Source organism: Candidatus Symbiopectobacterium sp. 'North America' (genome assembly GCF_015762685.1).
In the GTDB taxonomy this organism is placed as follows: domain Bacteria; phylum Pseudomonadota; class Gammaproteobacteria; order Enterobacterales; family Enterobacteriaceae; genus Symbiopectobacterium.
The window spans coordinates 20,050-39,728 of the sequence record NZ_PEHF01000003.1; the positions used below are offsets into that span (position 1 = coordinate 20,050).

Below are 19,679 nucleotides of genomic sequence, written 5' to 3' on the forward strand. Positions count from 1 at the left end.
GCTTTTTAATGCTATTTATTGCATTTTCCTCCTTCCCCCTATTGATATTCAACCCCCACCAGGCGTAGATTTAGCGCCGATTCCATCATAACGGGCATGCCCTGTTTATGACAGACGGAAAGCCCTCGCTCTGCGTCGGTTCGCAGGGATAAATGCTTTCCAAAAAGACGCACAATCGGAATCGTTGCAGGCGTATGTTTGCTGGAGATGACAATCAGTGAAGTATTTTTTTATGGGTATCTCATTCATGCTGATGGTGTGGGCGGGTACTTTTATGCTGATGATTTAGTGACAGGTCATCGCGAGTTCGATACCAAACAGCATAAAATAAATAAAATCGAATAAAAGAAATGAATAAGGGCTGAAGGAAGAATCACTCAGCCCATTTTGTTGACGTCGTTAATGAAAACGTCAGAAGGAGAAACCGGGAACAAAAAGCAGAATACCGCCGCTTATCGCCAGCCAAGGGCCAAATGCCAGCGGCTGATCGAAATCGCCCCCGTGCCGCCATCTCCACAGACAGGTCATTACTAAACCGCCCAATGCCGCTAACAGCACCAATTGCGGTAGCGCTTGCCATCCGAGCCAGGCACCGAGCGCTGCCAACAGTTTAAAATCGCCCGCCCCCAACGCATCTTTGCCCGTCAGAGTTTTAAACAACCAATAGACCACCCACAGGGCAAGATATCCGGCCATGGCACCTATGACAGCACTCTCCAATGGCACAAAGGCATCGCTGAGATTGATGAACAATCCGAGCCATAATAGCGGCTGCGTCAACGCATCCGGCAGCAGCAAGGTCTCGGCATCAATCGCCGCCAGAGCAATGAGAAAGGCAAGCAGAGCCAATGCCCCCAGCAACGAGACGCCCGGCGGCCACAGGCTGCCAGCCGCCACAAACAGGATCCCGGTTGCCGCTTCCACCAGCGGATAGCGCCAGGCGATAGTCTGATTACAGCAGTGACTGCGCCCGCGCAGTACCAGCCAACCGAGTACTGGCACATTATAACGCAGCACAATCGGCTGATGGCAGTTTGGGCAGTGGGAACGCGGCCACCACAGATCGTAGCGAGTCTGTGCGAGTTGTACGTCGCCCTCAACGTTCAAAGCAGCTTCATCAGGCCACTGCATTTCCAGCATGACAGGCAGGCGATGAATCACCACATTCAGAAAGCTACCAATGAACAGCCCCAACACCAAAAGCGCGCTGCACCAGAGCAGAGGATACGCTTCCGAAAACGCTACCAGTTGTTCCACGCCGTGCCTCGCATATCATCATCCTCGTAATGGTTGGCATCGCCTTTACGCGCTATCTTTTCACAGGCAGCAAGGAGCAACAACCGGTAAAACATGCCCAAATGCAAGCGTGTGCACTCGCACGCAGTTAAAGCGCCAAACGCCCCTGAAAACGCAACAAACGGCCACCTTGCGTGTCAGCATTACCCTGCGTGGACAAGATACGCCCAATCGCTTGCGGCATGGCATCACCGCTCGCCACCCGACCATCAAACTGGTATTCCCCGCTGGCTGCCAAACTCCCCTTGCCGGTAATTTGCACATAGGGCGATTGCTGGCGCAGCGCCATTTCCAACCGACCCTCATTGCAATTGAGCTGTACCTGCGGCTGAGCCAGAGCAACCGTGCCAAGCGGTGTGCCTAATGCAGCATTCTGCCAGTTCAACGTTGCCGACAGCGATTGGCATCCGCACGGATCGACAACGGCGTGTTGCAACCGCAATTGCACGTTCCCTTGCGCACTGACGGGGACAATGAGCGGCAGCTTATTCACCACCTAAGCTGCGGGAACAGACACCTGCCACTGAAAAAGTTGCGCCTGCTGCCAGCCTCGGATCACGCCTTTTCCGTGCGGCCCATCGGGGCTATCGAAAGCCACCGCCAGCGCGGGCATCAGGTCAGAGAAGGTGACATCCCAGCTCACCGCGCCAGCGAACTGCGTCAATCTGCCCGTGCCAGACCGTGCCGTTAACACCAGATCCGACGGTAGCCACCGCGTCAGCAAACGAGCGAGGGCATCCAGCGTCAGGAAAAACAGATAGCCCAGCATGAACACGAGCGCTCCCAGCGCTTTCATTTTGAAAACTCGCCGCGTGTTCGAATCGGTATTGAGAGCGCTAGCTTTCATTGGCACACTCCATCACCAGTTTGCTGATATCCACCCTGCCGGGCGCGCCGTCCACGGCATTCACATCGAGTTGTTGCACGTTAACACCTACCTGTTCCATCTCCCCCAGCCACTGCATCAGCAACGTGAAATCACTGCGTTCCAGCGTCACGGCAACCTGATTCCCTTGCGGTTGTAGTCGTGTCGCTTTCAAGCCGTAGCGGCTACGGCTTTGAGAAATCAGCACAGGCAAGCTGACATGACGCGATTCTGCTGCCTGGGATGTCGAGGGGGCAGCGGCCTGTGCAATACGCGGAGCTTGCTAGCGCAGCCAGGAGACTGTTTGTTGCTCCCTGACCAGCGTGCGCTGCCACTGCTCGCTGCGTTGCTGCCAGGGTTGCCATAGCAGGAAATAGCAGGCGGCCAGCACCAGCGCACTGCCCGCCAGCATCAGCTGCCAACGCTCACGCGGCGTGATACTGAGCCAATAGTGGTGCCACTGCGTCGTGACGGCGTTTCTCATGCTTGTCCCTTTAACGTCATCTGTGCTTCAACGCGTGTGCCATTCTGGCGAATTTCACCGTGTTGGATCTGGTAATAGGTTTCAGCCTGTTGCTGGAACTGCTCCAGCTCGGGGTAGGCAGGCGCGCTGTAAGCCAGACTAATTTCCTGCCGATTACCGTCATAGGCCAGCGTGGTGAGGCGTATGTCCTGATTTTCTCCCAGCAACGCCTGTAAGCGATTCATTGATTGCAGCAGGCGCGGCGTATCGCGCTCACCGCCTGCCTGCTGTAAATGCTGTTGCATCTGAACCCGAGGATTCACGACCTGCGTTTCTGCCGGGAATATCTGCCGATATACACGCACGCTTTCTTGCTGCCAGTAGGTCGCTTGTTGATACAGTTGGTAATGCTGCCAGACAGCATCCGCCAGCAATAACAGCAGATAGCAGCCAGCCAGCGCCAGGCATTCCACCCGCTGCACCATGCTCTCGCCGGTGCGAATTCCCCCTGGTCCAGCCCTAACAGGGACAACCTCGGCGCCTGTGCTGCCCGGCGTGTTGGGTTGAGACGCCCAGATACCGGCGGACGGTGCCTGATGGCTGTAGCTGTCACCGTGCAGAACTGGCATCTCTTGGTCGGCGTCATTCCCCGCGGCACCGGGTTCATCATCGGGATGGGCCTGGGGCAATACGGCCAGCAACGCCGCATGCCAGCTCTGCTCTGCCGCCATGCCATCGCCGGTTGTGTGACGAAACAGCCACAGATCGCGGTGGCAGAGCGCGCTGAGCCCCGTGACCGGCAAAGGCAGCGCCATCACATCGGGCAGTATGATGTCCGGTTTGATGGACAATGCGCCGCAGAGCGCCATCTTGCTCTTTGCGACGACAGCCACCGTCGCACGGTCGCCATCCCATGCCAGTACGGCACAGTGTACGGTTTCCACATCAACGGCCAGCCGTTCCTCCAGCATAAATGGCAGCGCCTGCTGTAGCTGGCGGCGAGCCTGTCGGGCAATGGTCAGCGAGTGAAACGCCACGGCTGTCGTCGGCACCAGTAAGGTGGCTGAGTGAATGCCCGGATACCCCGCCAGCAGCTCGCGCAATTGCGCTACGCTGCCCTGCCCTTGCGTTACAACGCGTCCCTCACGACCGTGCGCTATCAGCCATTCAACATCCGACTCATCCCCCGCCAGGCGCGGCTTGTCAGAAGCCCGCACGCCTTCATTCGTCTGGCGTGAAGAAGCCAGCGCTCGGCCGGGAAATACACGTTGAAAATTAAACGTCTTCATACTGTTCCCGTTCATGGATTCACCGTGCGGTAACCGCCTGAGTACCCTCGTACCACGGACACTGTTTTTCCATCCCGATGCAATAGACTGGTTTGATAGACATCACCACTCTCGCCCATTCGAACCCGTATATGGGCAAAAAACCAATCACTTCTCGCCACCAACACCCGCTGCGCGCTGCTTTTATTGATGTTGGGAAAACCGTCTTGTGCTAAAAATGCAGCCCCGCTTTGCCACCCCGCCACAGGGCGTTGCTGCAACAGCGTTTTGGCCCGCTCTGCGTTTAGGGTGTTAAGAAACAGCGCGGAGAGCAGCGGTGCCTGATAGTCCCGCAACGTATTAATATTTACCTGCAACTTTTGTGTCGGCAGTGCACAGACAAACGGCAACAAGCGCTGGTAAAGCGCAGCATCCACCCCTTGCACCATGCGCAATTCACTGATATCTACCATCGACTGGTTGGCTGCACGGTAGGGATTGGGCAGTGCCATATAGGTTTCATCTTCAGCCCCGTTTGCCATTGGCTGGCTATCTTCGTCAATCCAATCGCGCACTGCCGCCACAATGGTCACGGCCTGTGCCGGATCGACTCCAAGGTTGATCAACAGCCAGCGAAATACCTGTGCGGGATACGGCGTGCTGACCGCAGTGCTGTCGTCACTGATGGTTTGATTAAGCGCATTCAAGTTGAAACACGCCAGCCCATCCTGCACATAGCCGAGGATCTCCCCGCCCTCAACCGGAAGCTGGCGTCCGCGCTGCGCCCAGTTTTGCGACAGCGTCGTGCGTTCCGGTGTGGTCAGCGCATCACGCAGGATCACCTTGCCCACAAAGGCTTCCGCGCCAAGGGCATACCATTTAGCCTGCTGGTGTCCCAACTGGCGGTCGGTGCGCATAAACACCTTGCCTTGTCGTTCAGCGATACTGACGGCGACCGTCACCATCAGCGCCAGGATCAGCAATACCACTAACAAGACGACACCACGCTGGCGCGACCTCATGTCTTCTCTCCCGGCGCGATAAGGAACATGCGTGACACTTCGCCGTAATCGCGCAGCGTTAAAATCACCTCAATCCCCTGTGGTAACTGCGCGGTGTTCCCCCACGATTTCTGCCAGCCATTACTGCCGTAAAAACGTAAGCGAAAACCCTCTACCTGGGTCAATATCGCTTTCTGTTCCGGCTTTTCACCGGGAATAGGATCGACATAGCGGTAAAACAGCCGCTTCAGTTGGTTATCACGTAATCGATATGCCACGCCCTGTAATTCACTGCGCGGTAAAATACCCAGCGGGTTAAGCCAGTCATTGCGCGTGAAACGCAGATAGTCGTCTTCACTTTGCATCTGCTTACTGCCGGTAAAGAAGAACGCAGCGCTGCCTCGACCATGGCGAGCAATGATGTGTGAAAGATCGTCCTCTACCTGACCAAACGCCCGCTGCAACTCCGATAACCTCTGCGCTTTGCGCGCTGAAATTTCATCGTTACGCATCACGCTGTTCAGTATCTGGAATGCGCTAACGCTCAGCGCGGCAAAAATCCCGATAGCCAGCAGCATCTCCACCAGCGTAAAACCGCGCTGTATGTGCAACGGCCTTGCTGTTACACCGTCAAGGCGGGCTGTTCCGCCCTTCATTGTTTCACCACATAACTGCGCAGCACGGCATCAGCCGCACTGCTGTTTTTGTCACGTCGCACTTCAACATCCAGCGCGCGAAACTGCACATCACCGGTTTCTACGCCTTGCCAACGCCAGAACCAGCGCTCACCGCCCTGCGAACTGACACCGCTTACCCAACGCGTTTCCGGCCAGCGTTTCTCCAGCTTCAACTGTACCTGCTGATTTTCTGCCACCCAGCCTGCGAAGGTTTTCAACTCCAGACGGTTCAGGGTGCTGACCTGATAGATAGCGGTCTTCATCACGGCCAGCCCCGCCAACGCAAACACCGTCAACGCCACCATCACCTCAAGCAGCGTCATACCGTGCTGCGTTTTCATAACCGCGCCCCTTGGATAGTCATGCGTTTTTCTTGCACATCCCGCGAGGTCATGATGTTGCCGACGGCATCCACCTGCACCCAGGCGTTCTGCGTTTTCGGCTCGGCGTTGAACACCAGACGAAACGGCGTTACTTCGCCACCGGGCATAATCAGGATGTCAGGCTCATCGTCACGCCCGCTCGAGACCTCTTCGTGGCCATTGCGTTTCAGCGCTTTTTTACTTTTGATATCTTGTAGTTCAAGGCGCAAGCGTGCGGGTAACGTCGCAGAGGGCGTAATGCTTTGTGGTCGCCAGGGCTGCCAGTGATAGCCCAGAAACTGATCGCTGTGCGAGCGTGACGTTTCACCACCGTCATTCGGCAACAGCTCGATAAACTGCCACCGGTTCTGATAAATACGCACACCAAGCACATGCTCGTTCAGTTGGCTCTCTTCCACAGCAAAATCGAGCTGAGCGCGAAAATAGGCCATCTGCCAGGCACTGTCACTCTGCCTGTCGGAAGGAAAGGCCATCATCACCAGGCTGGTAGCAATTCCTGCCAACAGAGCAACCAACATCATCTCCAGTAGTGTGAACCCGCGTTGCTGTTCCATCCTGCTCTACCTTGCGTGACTCACGCTATTTGCTGCCGATGTTCCAATTGTCAATATCATCTTCAGTGCCCTGCATGCCATCCGGCCCAAGAGAGAAGATATCCAGTTTGCCGTGCTTGCCCGGATTCTGTAGTTGATAATCCGCGCCCCACGGGTCTTGCGGCAAACGCCGGATATAGCCGTCCGGCTGGTAATTCTTCGGTTCAGGCTGGATCACTGGTTTTTTTACCAATGCGGTCAGCCCCTGCTCCGTCGAGGGATAGCGCTGGTTATCCAGGCGATACATATCCAATGCACTTTCGAGCGCCACAATGTCACTCACCGCTTTCTGGCGATCGACTTTGTCTTTATTCCCCATCAGGCTGGGGACCACCATGCTCGCCAGCACCCCGAGGATCACAATCACCACCATGATCTCCAACAGCGTAACCCCCTGCTGAGAAGGACGACGCCGCCTTAACTGACGGTAGATAGGGTTATGTTGTTGCATATTGTCTTCCTTATTCCTTACCCCCTTGAACGGGGATTACGTTACATGCTCATCATGGTATTCAGTTGCAGCAGCGGCTGAAGAATAGCCAGCACGATAAACAGCACTACTGCCGCCATCGTCACCACCAACAACGGTTCGAACAGCCCGAGCGCCATGGACATCTGCGCGTTGAACTCTCTGTCCTGATTATCCGCCGCCCGTTCCAGCATGCTGTCCAGTTCGCCGCTGCGTTCACCGCTGGCGATCATGTAGCGCATCATCGGCGGAAACAGTGCCGTTTGCTCCAGCGCCTTGTGCAGGCTGACGCCCTCGCGCACCGCCTCCGTCGCTTGCGACAGGCGATGGCTCGCATAATCATTGCTCATCACATCGCCACTGATGCGCATCGCCTGCAACAGCGGAACCGCGCTGGCGTTAAGAATGCTGAGCGTACGCGCATAGCGCGCGGTATTGAGGCCACGCAGAATACGCCCGATCACCGACACGCCGAGCTGGCGGCGGTGATACGCCAGGCGACGCGTTTCCTGCTTGAGCAGCGCGCGGACGACAAAGGCACCGACCACCAGCGCAATAGCAATCCACAGCCCGGCACTGCGCACCATATCGCTCAGCCCCATCAGCACGCGGGTTGACAACGGCAGCACCTGTTTCATGTGAATAAACTGTTCGACCACCTTAGGCACCACGACGGACAGCAAAATGCTGACCACGGCAATGGCAACCACCGTCAATACGCACGGGTAGATCAACGCCTGCTCAATGCGGCTGCGCATCTGCTGGCGCTGTTCGGTGTAATCCGCCAGCCGGTTCAACAGCGTATCCAGATGGCCCGAGGTTTCGCCTGCGGCGACCATCGCACAGTAGAGGCGGGTAAAGCAGCCGGGAAACGCTTTCATCGCTTCCGCCAGTGAATGCCCTTCCATCACCTTGCTGCGCACGCCGCTCATCAAGTTGCTCAAGGCCAGCTTTTCACTCTGACGCGCCACCGCATCCAGCGCTTCCTCCAGCGGTAGCGCGGCTGCCACTAGCGTTGCCAACTGGCGCGTCAACAGCGCCAGATCCGCCGCGCTGATGCGCGTGGTGCGGCGCAGCGAAAAACGCGGGGTAGCGGATGCCCTCCCGCTGCCTTCCCCTTCGCTCAACGCCAATGGCGTCAGGCCTCGCTCGCGCAGTAGCTGTCGCGCATGGCGAGCCGAATCGGCCTCCTGACTGCCGCGACAGCGTTTTCCATGCTCGTCCAATGCCTGATAGTGAAACAGCGCCATCTCACTCCTCCTGCGTTACTCGAATAACCTCTTCCCAGGTGGTTAAACCGGCCAACACCTTATTGATGCCGTCCTGGCGGATGGTGAGACGCTCCGGCCCCAGCAGGCGGGCAATCGCCAGTTCACCGTCGCCACGGTGGATGGCGGTACGAACGTCGTCATTCACCAGTAAAAGTTCATGGATCCCGGTACGACCCCGGTAACCGGTAAAGTTGCACTGCGTGCACCCGACGGCCCGATACACCGTGCTGAGTGGCGTAATACCCATTTGCTGCGCCTGCACGGCATCAACCGGGTGCGCTTCACGACAGTCAGGACACAGAGTGCACAACAGCCGCTGCGCCAGCACTGCCAGCAATGAGGTGGACAGCAGAAACGGCTCAATGCCCATATCTTGCAGACGCGACAACGCCCCCAGTGCACTGTTGGTGTGTAAGGTAGAGAGCACCAGGTGACCGGTGAGTGAGGCCTGTACCGCTATCTGCGCGGTTTCACCATCACGAATTTCACCGACCAGCACCACGTCCGGGTCCTGACGCAAAATAGCCCGCAGGCCGCGTGCAAAGGTCATGTCCACTTTGGTGTTGACCTGCGTCTGTCCGATGCCTTCCAGTTCATACTCGATAGGGTCTTCTACCGTCATGATGTTGCGCTCGGTGGCATTCAAGCGGCTCAGCGCCGCATACAGTGTGGTACTCTTACCGGAACCGGTCGGTCCGGTCACCAGAATGATGCCGTGTGGACGGTTGATCAGTGCATCAATGTGTTGCCGCAACGCTTGCGACATCCCCAGCGCAGCGAGATCGAGCTGGACGCTGTTCTTGTCAAGCAAGCGCAGCACCACGCGTTCGCCATGGCTGGAGGGCAAGGTAGAGACGCGCACATCAACGGCACGTCCGCCGATGCGCAACGCCATGCGGCCATCTTGTGGAATACGCTTTTCAGCAATATCCAGACGCGCCATAACCTTGATACGCGACACCAGCAGTGACGCCAGTTTGCGTTGCGGACGCAAAATCTCGCGCAGCACGCCATCCACGCGAAAACGGATCAGCAGGTGCCGTTCGTAGGTTTCAATATGAATATCCGAAGCTTTGTTTTTGATGGCTTCGGTCAGCATGGCATTGATCAGACGGATAATCGGCGCGTCATCGTCAGCGTCCAGCAGATCGTCGCTGTCCGGCAACTCTTCCACCAAGGTGTAGAAATCCATTTCGTTGCCAATATCTTCCATCAGACGCCGCGCTTCATCGGAATCGCGCTGATAGCAGACGATCAGTTGCCGATCGAACTCTTGCGCACTGACGCGCGCTACCGTGAAAGCATTGCCCGCCACGCGGCGCGCCTCTATCAGTGCGGTTGCCGTCGTCGTCGCATCACACATCAGGCTGTGCTGCTGCGTTGCGCTATCCTGCAACAGCAGGATGCGATGAGTGCGCGCGTAGGCAAATGGCCGCCATTCCGGCGTGCTGGCGTTAAGCTCGCTCATCGGCCCCCCGAGGGGTAGAGTGCAGTAATGGCGGTTTTCACCTGAAGGAATGTTTGTGTGTTACCGCTGCCCGGTAAGCGCAACTGTTTGTCATGCAACAGGTTATCTCGGTTGTCCCCTTCACGTTGCTGCCCGCGCTCTTCGCTGAATGAGCGGTATTTATCGCTGGAAGCCGTCTGGTACTGCTGGCGATCGCGGATGATAGTGGGTCGAATAAACAGCATCAGGTTACGCTTTGTGACCTGTTTGCTGTTGGAGCGGAACAGCGCACCAAGCACCGGAATATCGCCCAATACTGGCACGCGTGACGCGCTCTCGGTGGTGCTCTTATCCAGCAAGCCCCCCACGACGACGGTCTCACCATTCCCGACCAACACCGCATTGCTCACAGTTCGGGTGTTAAAGGTCGCCCCCAATTCGGAACTGCTGCTGGAGGCGGAATCGGCCACGCTGGAGACCTCTTGTTCGATCTCGATCAGTACCGAGTCTCCCTCATTGATCTGCGGCTTGATCTTGAGTTTGATCCCGACCGTTTTACGTTCAACGGTTTGGAAGATATGGTCCCCGGAAGTGGTTTGCGATCCCGCCAGTACCGGCACTTCCTGGCCAACGTTAAAATTGGCTTCCATATTGTCTAGCGTGACGATGCTTGGCGTCGCCAGAATGTCGTTTTTGCTGTCGCTGGAAATGGCCGTCAGCAGCATCGACCTGTTGCCCTGGTAGAATCCAGCTGCCATGCCGTTAAAGCTGCCGAGTGCCGTACTTAGTGCGGTGGATACGGTGCCATCTTTATGGTACTGATCCACGCCGGTCACTACGGTGGAAAGCGGCAATCCGGTGTTGGTGAACTGTGTCATCCCGGCGTGTTTATTGCCCCACTGAATGCCGAGATTAAGGCCATCGGCGTCCTGCACTTCGGCAATGATCGCCTCTACCAGCACCTGCGGACGGCGAATATCGAGGCGGTTTATCACCTGCTCCAGATCGCGCATCACATCCGGCGCGGCATTGACAATCAAGGCATTGGTTTGTTCATGTGCCTTGATTGAGATATCGCGGCGTAGCGCGGTACCCGGCTGTGTCGTTTGCTGATCTTTTTGCAAGCTGTCGCTGACGCCAGTAAGCACTTCCACTAAATCAGCGGCCTTGGCAAACCGGAGATAAATTACCTTGGTGTTACCCTGCGCCGCCTGCTGCCGGTCGAGCTGTTTGATCATGGTGATCACGCGCTCGCGCGATTTAGGCTCACCACGCACCAGCACCGCATTGGTGCGCTCATCGGCGACGACGTTGGCGGTCATCGCCCCCGGCAGTGCGGTTTTTTCGTCAGATTTATTCAGCTCATTGACCAATTTGACCACTTCGGCAGAGGAGGCATAAGAGAGCGGCACCGTCACCACGTTGCGATCGCCGGTACGGTCGAGGCGTTCAACGATCTCCATCAGGCGTTTCACTACCGCGGCGCGGCCGGTCATCAGCAGCACTTTAGACGGTTGGTAATACACCACTCTGCCAGACCCTGCATTATCATTAAGCTGGCGCAACAACGGCGCTAAATCACGCGCGGCAACATTATTAACCGGCACCACGCCGAAACCGTACACGTCCAGCACGCTGAGGAAGAACTGGTAATACTGCTCTTCGTTCATCATGTCGTAGCTGCGCACCGTAATAGAACCACACACCGCAGGATCGATAATCACGGTTTTATTCAGATTCTTGCTGACGGTATTGATGAACTCCTGAATATCCGTCCCTTTAAAGCTGGCGGAAAATTCAGCGCCCCAGCACCAGGCAGAAACCATCATGAGAAGGCCCGCCCCCGCCAACCGCAAACCAGTCATCCGCCGCCCTTTGCTAAAAACACGTTGCGCCACCTGTTCGTCTCCCGTTACGGCTCATCTCTGCCCGCGTGCTGTTCACTCTCATCGTCCGCCGCCCCATCCAGGGTCAGCGTAATATCCTGGCGCTGTCCGTCGCGCTCTATCGTCAACGTCAATTCGCTCAACTGCGGCAATTGCGCCATGGCTTGCTACCCTTGCTCCGCATCACGCAAATCCATGCCGTTGAGCGCCACCGCCAGGTCGTTGTCATGCAACCCCAGGAGGTAGAACAGTTCAGTTTTTTTCCCCGGATTCAAGCGATAGCCCGCCAGCGCGTTATCTTTCATCTGAGGGACGATCGAGAGGTATTCCATCACCTTCATAGGCTCTGATTTCAAAGTATTACGTACCGCGCTCAGTGCCGCCAAGGGCGGCTTGGACGCACTGCTGCTATTACTGTTGGTTGCGCCAACTTCATCGCGATACAGGTAGAACGCTTCATAACGCCCCTGGTGTTCAAGTACGATACGATCGGCAGAGATGGTCAAAATCCGGGCCTCGTAGCCAGGAACGGCGTCACCGACGCCACGGCTGAATTGCCGACCATCTTTGGCGATAATCACAATGGCGCGATCGGTCTGTTGGCTTGCCAGAATGCCGGTCACGGTCAGTTGCAGGGAAAAAACGGGGATATCCCCTTCTAATACGCCTTCTGGAACAGGCTTGAGCGAAGTAGCACTGGGAGAGCGACCAAACAGCGTATACACGGTGGTTTGTGACGGTGTTGACGGGGCATGTGCAGGCGAGAGAGAGACGGCGTTCACTATCGGTTGCGCTGGCAACAACACGCGCCAGGTCCAGACGGCGAGCTGTTGGCAAATCAGTAACAACAACCCCATAATCCCGAGCCTGAGCCAGGAGGAAGGCAGGCGCGCGCCGATTGTCAGCAAATGTTGTACGCGTTGTTGTATCACCTGAGACATTCTCCTTTCCCCACGCCAGTAAAGGCGTGGGGATAGCGTTACACTACGGCGTTACTGCGTTGCGCCATCAAGCGTGATGGTTTGCGAGCCCGTCGTGGTGATAGTTTGATCATTCAAGCTGCCTTTCACCTTGACGTTGGAAACCCCTTCACCGAAGCTCCAGGCTTGTGCTCCGCCAGATACGTTCTCAAACGTGACGTTTTTGAACTGACTGTTATGTAGGAAGCCAATGGCTGTCGCTTTGACGTTGCGGAACTTCACATCTTCAAAATCGAAGTTTTCATGGTACGCATCGCGACCTAGATCGAACGTATACGCGTCCAGCATTGCACTTTGCGTCATGCCGTCCACCGCGATACTGCTCTTCTTGTTGGAGCCATCGATCGTGATGTTGTACACGGTGATATCGCGGAACTGCGCCGGTTGTTTAGCAGGGGCCGTGTCGTTGGTATCCACGCTGTAAGCGATGGTGAAAATAAACGGCTCGTTGCCGCCAATGTCTTTCATCGCATTATCACGGAACAGCACGTCACGTGCGCCACCACCGTAATACGGACGGCTCTTCATACGCAGACCGACGTCAGTCAGGTACATCACGTTGTTTTCAGCAACGATCTTCTCGATCCAAGCACCAGTATGACTTCCTGCAACCACCGCACCGTGACCTTCACGGAAGTAGTTGTTGAAGATCCAGGCACCGCTTTGGGCTTTCTGATTGTTTTCTTCCACACCCGCACCATAACCTGCGGCGAAGTTGACGCTGTCATCCCCGGTATCGAAGAAGTTGTTGAACACCATGACGTTTTGGCTATTACCGAACTCAATACCATCGGCATTGTTACCGTCATAGGTTTTGTGTTGCAGTCCGTGCATCACCACATTTTCTGATTCCAGCGCCATCACACCGTGGTAGGCCGGGTTCAGAATGGTCAGGCCGCCTACGTAGAGGTTGCTCACCCCGCGCAGCGTCATCATGGAGGAACGGCGGTTTTTATAGGCATCTTCCTGTGTCAAATTATCAGGCGCAGCCATCGCCGCTGCGGTCTGGTTTTTTGCCAGAATACCGTCACTGCTAACTTTACTGGCGCTACTGGCACGAATTTGCGGAAGTTCATTGCCCAGCTCATCGGTGAAGGTTGCAGCAGGTTTGCTGGTACTCAGCCCTGCCACCCAGCCATTACCGTCAATACTGCCTTTACCCACGATACGGATATTTTTGAAGGTTCCTGCTTCAGTGTGCCGGTGATCATTCGCTTCCAGCACGTTAAGCAAGGACGGAGAACGTTTGGTCAGCTTCTCACCTTGAATAACATACGGATAAAGGTAATAACCTTTACCCAGTGGGTAATCCGCCGGATTTTCGGAACCGAGCAGCTTGGCACCTTCAGCAATTTCAAAGGTCATGTCGCTGTGCAGGAACATCGCGCCACTTTTAAACACACCGCCACTCAGCAGCACCTTACATCCTTGTGGATACGCTTGGATGGTGCAGGAATCGATCGCGTTTTGGATCACCGTGGTGTTTACCGTCGTACCATCATCCACCGCCCCATCGGCTTTTACATCAATGACGTGCGGCGTTTTGCTGGTGCGCTGCGTGAGGGTTTCAATGTCTACCGACTCTTTGCCGTCTGCATAGACGGTACGAACCGTAAACTTGTATTCGGTATCCGGCTTCAAACCATCCGTGCTGTCGGCGGTGAAGTTGTGGAATTTGACGCGCACGTGCCAGTTATCCGCATCAAATTTGCTGTAGAAGTTGTCGATATACGGTTTGGCAGGTGAGTGTTTATCCTGGTTGTCCAGCGTGCTGCCCAGCAGCTTGCCGTTCATGTACACGTTGTAGTCTTTAATCTCACCGCTCGCTGCCGTGGGTTTTTCCCACGCCAGCGTAATCGAGCTGTCATCGAAGGCCAGCGTAGGCACCTGCAATTTCTGCGGTGCAGCGGAGCGGTCAACCGGCGTGGTGGTATGGCTGGAGTTATTATCACAGCCCGCTAACAGCCCCCCTAATACCAAGGTTGCGCACAACGTTAATCGGGTTCTGGGTAAAAATTGCGTCATAAAATCATTTCCCGTGTTATAGTGAATATTAACTGTTCTATTGCTAGCCTTAAAAAGCGGTGTTAAAAACCATACCTGGCGAATAATTAGTCAGGCAGCGATATTGACAATTTTCCTGCGCCCGCATTTTCCAAAACATATTTTTCGACGGCAGCGATAGATTTACCCACGGTATAGGTATAGGGCGGTTCCCAATCAATATCATTGGTACAGGTTTTCAATGCCCAGTTTCCTGGTGCTTTACCTGCACTCTCCGCAGCGGCTTTTTCTTCTTCTTACAATGCTGTGCATTTTTCAATAGCTATCTGGTTCAAGTTTTTGGCCTGTACGCCATTAAACCAGGAGCCGTTATCTTTAAACTTGCTGCCTTTATAGGCGCCAATAATGGTGCTTTCCTCTGCGCCCGCCCCTTGGAAATTAAAAACGTTTCCTTCGGATAAAATAGAAGAAGCGAATCCCATAACGATGGAATAAAGAATGGGATAATCCGCATCGGTGGCACCACAGTGGTAGTTATTCACCAGATGCACCTGCCCAAAACGCACGCGCGGTGCACGCTGGGTTAAATTGCTCCACAGGTTACCCTCAAAGGTAATGCGGTATTCCCCTTCATCGCTGTCACCCGAACCGATAATGGTGGTTTTATCGTGCTCTTCGAAAACGTTATAGGATATGGTCAGGTAATCCGCGCCATCTTCGATATCCAGCAAACCATCATGACGTTGAATGTGTTTACCAAACAGCACCTGCTCTTTGCTGTCCGGGTGCTCACCGTCAGTAAAGGTACAGTGATCAATCCAGACATTTTACTGGCATTGATAGAGACCGCATCGTAACGCGCGTTCCAGTTCCCTGATGCACCATCACCAGCATCCCAGGCAGGAGCAAAGTCACGCGGTGCCTGGAAGGTAATATTACGAATAATGATGTTGCTGTTATCCGTTTTGTTGAAGGTATGGCTCAGGGTATTGATTGACAGATAGCCCTCTTCCAGCCTTGCATCTTGTCCTACGCCCAAAATGGTGGTGTTGGGCGGCACCTGGAACTGAATCTGCGCTTTCTGGTTGTTGGCATATTGCAAGCGCTGGCCGTTCTGTTTTTTCAGCAGAGAGAGTTCGGTCTGCGCCGCTGTAGCCTCTGCGCCACCGGCATCGATCGTCGCTTGCAACTGCGCCAGATAATCCTTGTCAAACGCCTTCACATACAGATCGAAATCAAAAGTGGTTTTATTGGGTTTGGTTTTGTAATAGGTGGCGTCCGCATAAGTACCATTGCCTAAATCATCCCCACAAATGGTGCCAACCCAGTAGATAATTTTGGGTTCGAGTTTGGCGGTCAGTTCCGCTGTGGCATCCCCGGCGAGGTAATTGGGACTGCGTACATTGCTTAACGCATCCTTCAATTCCTGGCGAGAACTCACGACGTAAATGCTTTCAGCCCGTGCTCCTTCTCCACCGGTTGTGGCCGCTGCCGTGCCATCCACATCCTTATACTGTGCTGTCCAACCAAACGGTGCGGTTTTAACCGGTAGCGTTTCATCAGCCGATTCGGTATGCGATGAACTGTTATCGCATCCGGATAAAAATAAAGACGACAATGCTACACAGAGAACGCTGTAACGGAAACGCCGACTATTTTTGACTAACATAAAGTTTTATCCCTCAGTATTGTGACAAAAAAAGACAATATAATGCCCTGCGGCTTTTTTTCACCGCATATAAAAATTACTCTTTAGATTCTTTGATATATTTTTATTATTTAGATAAAAGACACCCTGATCAAGGGTAACCATGGCTTGTGGTTGTTAAATTTTTATTTAACGTAAAAATTACTTAAATTTTCACATGCAAATTTTTCACATCATTTATTGACCGCCATGTAGCACATCACACAAAAGAAGCGATATGCCTTTATTAATAAAACACCATTTCATTAGTTTGGTTATTAAAGCATATCTACACCTTTTTTTTGAGACTAAGCTCAAGGTTTCATTGGTAGTGCAAAGGTAGATTATGACTTTTTCATGAAATCAAATTTCCGTCACAGAACCATCAGGTAAAAGCATTTAGCGCTGTTCATTTGCCATAAAATCGGGCATGTAAAGAGACCCTCAATACACAGGTGTTGTGTATGTTGCCGCTGCCGCCCTTCTCGCATCCAATCTGACGAGCAGAGGCACATGTTGATGTAATAAGAAAATCCCGCGTGGAACCGATAGCACCCCCTCGCCTTTCGCCACGTATGCCCCTGACAGCGACTTATGCTATGCCGGGGTATCTGTTGGCGACCTATGCGCTATTGCTGCTATCACTGGGGTGGTTTGCTCACCAACGCTGGATAGAAAGGCCCACGAGCGTTGTGCCACCAACGAGCACAGTACAGCCGCACAGCGAAACCCCACCGAGTGAAAATACGCCGCCCCTGGCGCAAGCCGTTCCCGCAACCCCAGCGTCGGCACCGAAAGCCGATCCATCGCCGCCCCCAACGGCAGCCCCAAAACCGGCTAAAGTCGAAAAGGGACAGGTGCCGCCGCTGACTTATAGTGCGCACGTGTTCACCTCGGACCCGTCGCGACGCAGCGTGACGCTCAATGGCGTGCGTTATCAGGAAGGAGAGAGTCCGATGGAAGGGTTAGTTATCGAACAGATTCAGCAGGACATCACGCTATTCGATGCCAACGGCGAGATTTTTATTCTGGATGCGCTTTCGGACTGGCCTGGCGGCGATATCAAAGAGGTGGGCGCTGAGTAGCACCCGGCGACATAATGCGAGACGTATTACCTGAAATCTTTTCTGATGAAATCAATAAAGGGGGCCAGTGAGCGGTTGAACTCAGAACACTGCGCCTTTTTCGGCGTACCATCTTGCAATAACCCTTGATACAGGTTTTCGCTACGCGAGGCCAACTGTGTGAAATGGGCGGTGTTCCACCCTTTTTGCTGCGCCACGGCCAGGGCTGCGCGTTGGATCGTGCCGTCATCGGGGAAATCGCTGCGATTGCATTGGGATTTCAAATAACGACTTGCCGCCACCAACGACGCAATCTGATTCAGTTGTTTGGTAGCACTGACCGAAGACACTGACGATGCCGGCGTACTGGAGCGCGTCGGTACCTGGCAACCGACCAGCGTAATGCACAACAAGGTGACTGCTGAAAACGTCAACAAAGGGGACCGCATGACTACTCTCATCTTTTGTTGTAATGAAAACCGGAGAAGGAGTGTAGCAAAACCGCCCGCGTGATGGCGCAATGCCAAACCCACTTTGCTCACAAAATGAAAAAAAAGAGACGGTGCATACAAAGGAATCTCCCCGGCGGGCCGGGGAGAAAAAGGACAAGACGATCAGGCTACCGATGATTTTCCAGCAGAGAGAAGCCCGTCAGCACGGAACATGGCCTTGATACCGCGCACCGCTTGACGAATACGATCCTGATTTTCAATTAACGCGAAGCGCACGTGCGTATCACCGTAATCACCAAAACCGATGCCGGGAGAGACACACATTTTTGCTTCGGTCAACAACCGTTTGGCAAATTCCAGCGAGCACAGATGCGCATAAGGTTCAGGGATTTTCGCCCAGACGTACATGGACGCTTTGGGTTCATCCACCATCCATCCCGCTTCATGCAGTCCTTTCACCAACACATTACGGCGTTGACGATATTGCTCAGCAATATCGCGCACGCATTGCTGATCCCCTTCAAGGGCCCCAATGGCGGCGACTTGCAGCGGCGTAAAGGTGCCGTAGTCGTGATAACTTTTGATTCGCGCCAGCGCATTGACCAACTCTTTGTTGCCCACCATAAAGCCGATGCGCCACCCAGCCATGTTGTAACTTTTGGACAAGGTAAAGAATTCGACGGCGATATCCTTCGCGCCCGCTACTTGCATGATAGACGGGGCTTTCCACCCATCGTACACGATGTCGGCATAGGCCAAATCGTGTACCACCAGCACGTTATACTGCTTCGCCAGCGCTACAACGCGCTCGAAGAAATCCAGCTCAACGCACTGCGCCGTGGGGTTCGACGGGAAGCCCAGAATCATCATTTTGGGTTTGGGAATACTTTCGCGGATGGCCCTTTCCAGCTCGTTGAAGAAATCAACGCCCTCCACCAGCGGCACAGAACGCACCTGTGCACCCGCGATCACCGCGCCGTAGATATGAATGGGATAGCTGGGATTCGGTACTAATACGGTGTCACCGTGATCCAGCGTTGCCAGCATCAGGTGTGCCAACCCTTCTTTGGAGCCAATCGTGACAATGGCTTCACTTTCCGGATCGATCTCGACGCCATAACGTTCGTCATACCAACGTGAAATGGCCCGACGTAAACGCGGAATACCGCGTGAAGTGGAATAGCCGTGGGTATCATCCCGCTGCGCTACCGTACACAGTTTCTCGACGATGTGAGGCGGTGTCGGCCCATCCGGGTTACCCATACTGAAGTCAATGATGTCCTCGCCACGACGGCGGGCGGCCATTTTTAGCTCAGCGGTAATGTTAAATACATACGGGGGAAGACGATCGATGCGCGTAAAACGGCGCGGAGAATTGGAATCAGCCATAACATCCTCAAGATACGTGAGCGCCCGGACCGTCCGAGCGACGCTTAGCCCTTGTGGGCTAATGATTACGCTATCGTAGAAATTGTCGGCTGTCGAGAGTGCGGACAAGAAAAATGTAAAGTGAGATCGCTTATCACCAAATTTTATGCTGACATTTGTCATCACTTTTCAAGGTTCAGCATATTATTCCAAAGCGCCACAATGACTTTTCATTACTTTTTATTGTTTTCAGCACAATGATATGAGTAACGTGAATGAGGCTCTAACGTTCATTGAAAAAATAATGACTCACTGCATTATTAGTGAGCCCAACTTTATGGCATTGCGCCAAAATGAAGCAGACAGTAAAAAACACTTAAAAAAAACAACAAAATAAAAAGAATAAGAAAACAGTATGACCGTGCGTTTTTATAAAAAACCGAGGAAATAACAAAATAACGCACAACGCAGACTAAAACACCAAGTAAAAAAACATCCAATTTAC

Annotated in this window: 22 protein-coding genes and 1 pseudogene; 2 read left to right on the top strand and 21 right to left on the bottom strand. The window is 54.1% G+C overall.

Features of this window, described 5'->3' with window-relative positions; all coding sequences use genetic code 11:
* Positions 1-217 precede the first annotated feature (217 nt).
* Positions 218-289: a membrane protein YpdK gene (gene ypdK / locus CS369_RS01170; protein ID WP_195314225.1), complete on the top strand. Its 72-nt coding sequence runs from the start codon at positions 218-220 to the stop codon at positions 287-289.
* Positions 290-411: 122 nt separating this feature from the next.
* Here ypdK and CS369_RS01175 read toward each other — a convergent pair whose 3' ends face one another.
* The 19 genes and pseudogenes from CS369_RS01175 to CS369_RS22785 form a co-directional block, all read right to left on the bottom strand.
* Positions 412-1,257, bottom strand: a complete 846-nt coding sequence (locus CS369_RS01175; RefSeq protein WP_196905683.1) for an A24 family peptidase — start codon at positions 1,255-1,257, stop codon at positions 412-414.
* 127 nt (positions 1,258-1,384) lie between these two features.
* On the bottom strand, positions 1,385-1,792 hold the full coding sequence (locus CS369_RS22770; RefSeq protein WP_244664687.1) for a type II secretion system protein N: 408 nt from the start codon (positions 1,790-1,792) through the stop codon (positions 1,385-1,387).
* A complete protein-coding gene (locus tag CS369_RS22775) occupies positions 1,793-2,143 on the bottom strand; it encodes a hypothetical protein (protein WP_244664688.1) in 351 nt (116 codons plus the stop codon).
* A pseudogene (gene gspM / locus CS369_RS01185) lies at positions 2,133-2,645 on the bottom strand (type II secretion system protein GspM). The gene CS369_RS22775 and the pseudogene gspM overlap by 11 nt, the downstream one beginning before the upstream one ends.
* A complete protein-coding gene (gene gspL, locus CS369_RS01190; protein ID WP_244664689.1) occupies positions 2,642-3,913 on the bottom strand; it encodes a type II secretion system protein GspL in 1,272 nt (423 codons plus the stop codon). Before gspL ends, gspM begins: the two are co-directional and overlap by 4 nt.
* 11 nt (positions 3,914-3,924) lie before the next feature.
* Entirely contained in the window at positions 3,925-4,914 is a 990-nt protein-coding gene (gene gspK / locus CS369_RS01195; RefSeq protein ID WP_196905684.1) for a type II secretion system minor pseudopilin GspK, read from the bottom strand.
* A complete protein-coding gene (gspJ, locus tag CS369_RS01200; protein ID WP_196905685.1) occupies positions 4,911-5,549 on the bottom strand; it encodes a type II secretion system minor pseudopilin GspJ in 639 nt (212 codons plus the stop codon). Before gspJ ends, gspK begins: the two co-directional genes overlap by 4 nt.
* Positions 5,546-5,911 carry a type II secretion system minor pseudopilin GspI gene (gene gspI, locus CS369_RS01205; protein ID WP_196905686.1) on the bottom strand — a complete coding sequence of 122 codons (366 nt, stop codon included), beginning with the start codon at positions 5,909-5,911 and terminating at the stop codon, positions 5,546-5,548. The genes gspJ and gspI overlap by 4 nt, the downstream gene beginning before the upstream one ends.
* Positions 5,908-6,507 carry a type II secretion system minor pseudopilin GspH gene (gspH, locus tag CS369_RS01210; protein ID WP_196905687.1) on the bottom strand — a complete coding sequence of 200 codons (600 nt, stop codon included), beginning with the start codon at positions 6,505-6,507 and terminating at the stop codon, positions 5,908-5,910. Before gspH ends, gspI begins: the two co-directional genes overlap by 4 nt.
* Before the next feature lie 25 nt (positions 6,508-6,532).
* Positions 6,533-6,997 (bottom strand): type II secretion system major pseudopilin GspG, encoded by a 465-nt coding sequence (gene gspG, locus CS369_RS01215; protein WP_196905688.1) that lies wholly within the window; start codon positions 6,995-6,997, stop codon positions 6,533-6,535.
* Positions 6,998-7,038: 41 nt separating this feature from the next.
* On the bottom strand, positions 7,039-8,265 hold the full coding sequence (gene gspF, locus CS369_RS01220; protein ID WP_196905689.1) for a type II secretion system inner membrane protein GspF: 1,227 nt from the start codon (positions 8,263-8,265) through the stop codon (positions 7,039-7,041).
* Position 8,266: 1 nt separating this feature from the next.
* Positions 8,267-9,754 carry a type II secretion system ATPase GspE gene (gene gspE / locus CS369_RS01225; protein WP_196905690.1) on the bottom strand — a complete coding sequence of 496 codons (1,488 nt, stop codon included), beginning with the start codon at positions 9,752-9,754 and terminating at the stop codon, positions 8,267-8,269.
* Positions 9,751-11,562 carry a type II secretion system secretin GspD gene (gene gspD / locus CS369_RS01230; RefSeq protein WP_244664694.1) on the bottom strand — a complete coding sequence of 604 codons (1,812 nt, stop codon included), beginning with the start codon at positions 11,560-11,562 and terminating at the stop codon, positions 9,751-9,753. The genes gspE and gspD overlap by 4 nt, the downstream gene beginning before the upstream one ends.
* Before the next feature lie 83 nt (positions 11,563-11,645).
* Complete coding sequence (locus CS369_RS24355) at positions 11,646-11,780, bottom strand: hypothetical protein (protein WP_280514695.1); 135 nt, start codon at positions 11,778-11,780, stop codon at positions 11,646-11,648.
* 6 nt (positions 11,781-11,786) lie between these two features.
* On the bottom strand, positions 11,787-12,560 hold the full coding sequence (gene gspC / locus CS369_RS01235; RefSeq protein WP_196905691.1) for a type II secretion system protein GspC: 774 nt from the start codon (positions 12,558-12,560) through the stop codon (positions 11,787-11,789).
* A gap of 51 nt (positions 12,561-12,611) precedes the next feature.
* Positions 12,612-14,624 carry a glycosyl hydrolase family 28 protein gene (locus CS369_RS01240; protein ID WP_196905692.1) on the bottom strand — a complete coding sequence of 671 codons (2,013 nt, stop codon included), beginning with the start codon at positions 14,622-14,624 and terminating at the stop codon, positions 12,612-12,614.
* Between the two features lie 86 nt (positions 14,625-14,710).
* Positions 14,711-14,845, bottom strand: coding sequence for a hypothetical protein (locus tag CS369_RS24360; protein ID WP_280514696.1), 135 nt, complete (start codon positions 14,843-14,845; stop codon positions 14,711-14,713).
* Between the two features lie 54 nt (positions 14,846-14,899).
* Positions 14,900-15,370, bottom strand: coding sequence for a hypothetical protein (locus tag CS369_RS22780; protein ID WP_244664690.1), 471 nt, complete (start codon positions 15,368-15,370; stop codon positions 14,900-14,902).
* Positions 15,301-16,272 carry a hypothetical protein gene (locus tag CS369_RS22785; protein WP_244664691.1) on the bottom strand — a complete coding sequence of 324 codons (972 nt, stop codon included), beginning with the start codon at positions 16,270-16,272 and terminating at the stop codon, positions 15,301-15,303. The genes CS369_RS22780 and CS369_RS22785 overlap by 70 nt, the downstream gene beginning before the upstream one ends.
* A gap of 617 nt (positions 16,273-16,889) precedes the next feature.
* On the opposite strand from CS369_RS22785, the gene gspB reads away from it, so the two are divergent.
* The gene (gene gspB, locus CS369_RS01250; RefSeq protein WP_280514697.1) at positions 16,890-17,375 is read left to right on the top strand and encodes a type II secretion system assembly factor GspB; all 486 of its coding nucleotides are present in this window, start codon (positions 16,890-16,892) and stop codon (positions 17,373-17,375) included.
* 26 nt (positions 17,376-17,401) lie between these two features.
* Here the strand turns inward: gspB and gspS are convergent, their stop codons facing one another.
* Entirely contained in the window at positions 17,402-17,803 is a 402-nt protein-coding gene (gene gspS / locus CS369_RS01255) for a type II secretion system pilot lipoprotein GspS (protein WP_196905693.1), read from the bottom strand.
* Between the two features lie 165 nt (positions 17,804-17,968).
* Positions 17,969-19,195 (bottom strand): alanine transaminase, encoded by a 1,227-nt coding sequence (gene alaC, locus CS369_RS01260; RefSeq protein WP_196905694.1) that lies wholly within the window; start codon positions 19,193-19,195, stop codon positions 17,969-17,971.
* Positions 19,196-19,679: the final 484 nt, after the last annotated feature.

What these genes read in the sequence shown, in the direction of transcription:
- CS369_RS22775 (WP_244664688.1), bottom strand. Translation starts at nt 2,143, where the DNA reads ATGAAAGCTAGCGCTCTCAATACCGATTCGAACACGCGGCGAGTTTTC.
- gspL (WP_244664689.1), bottom strand. Translation starts at nt 3,913, where the DNA reads ATGAAGACGTTTAATTTTCAACGTGTATTTCCCGGCCGAGCGCTGGCT.
- gspK (WP_196905684.1), bottom strand. Translation starts at nt 4,914, where the DNA reads ATGAGGTCGCGCCAGCGTGGTGTCGTCTTGTTAGTGGTATTGCTGATC.
- gspJ (WP_196905685.1), bottom strand. Translation starts at nt 5,549, where the DNA reads ATGAAGGGCGGAACAGCCCGCCTTGACGGTGTAACAGCAAGGCCGTTG.
- gspI (WP_196905686.1), bottom strand. Translation starts at nt 5,911, where the DNA reads ATGAAAACGCAGCACGGTATGACGCTGCTTGAGGTGATGGTGGCGTTG.
- gspH (WP_196905687.1), bottom strand. Translation starts at nt 6,507, where the DNA reads ATGGAACAGCAACGCGGGTTCACACTACTGGAGATGATGTTGGTTGCT.
- gspG (WP_196905688.1), bottom strand. Translation starts at nt 6,997, where the DNA reads ATGCAACAACATAACCCTATCTACCGTCAGTTAAGGCGGCGTCGTCCT.
- gspF (WP_196905689.1), bottom strand. Translation starts at nt 8,265, where the DNA reads ATGGCGCTGTTTCACTATCAGGCATTGGACGAGCATGGAAAACGCTGT.
- gspE (WP_196905690.1), bottom strand. Translation starts at nt 9,754, where the DNA reads ATGAGCGAGCTTAACGCCAGCACGCCGGAATGGCGGCCATTTGCCTAC.
- gspD (WP_244664694.1), bottom strand. Translation starts at nt 11,562, where the DNA reads ATGATGGTTTCTGCCTGGTGCTGGGGCGCTGAATTTTCCGCCAGCTTT.
- CS369_RS24355 (WP_280514695.1), bottom strand. Translation starts at nt 11,780, where the DNA reads ATGGCGCAATTGCCGCAGTTGAGCGAATTGACGTTGACGATAGAGCGC.
- gspC (WP_196905691.1), bottom strand. Translation starts at nt 12,560, where the DNA reads ATGTCTCAGGTGATACAACAACGCGTACAACATTTGCTGACAATCGGC.
- CS369_RS01240 (WP_196905692.1), bottom strand. Translation starts at nt 14,624, where the DNA reads ATGACGCAATTTTTACCCAGAACCCGATTAACGTTGTGCGCAACCTTG.
- CS369_RS22785 (WP_244664691.1), bottom strand. Translation starts at nt 16,272, where the DNA reads ATGTTAGTCAAAAATAGTCGGCGTTTCCGTTACAGCGTTCTCTGTGTA.
- gspB (WP_280514697.1), top strand. Translation starts at nt 16,890, where the DNA reads ATGCCGGGGTATCTGTTGGCGACCTATGCGCTATTGCTGCTATCACTG.
- gspS (WP_196905693.1), bottom strand. Translation starts at nt 17,803, where the DNA reads ATGCGGTCCCCTTTGTTGACGTTTTCAGCAGTCACCTTGTTGTGCATT.
- alaC (WP_196905694.1), bottom strand. Translation starts at nt 19,195, where the DNA reads ATGGCTGATTCCAATTCTCCGCGCCGTTTTACGCGCATCGATCGTCTT.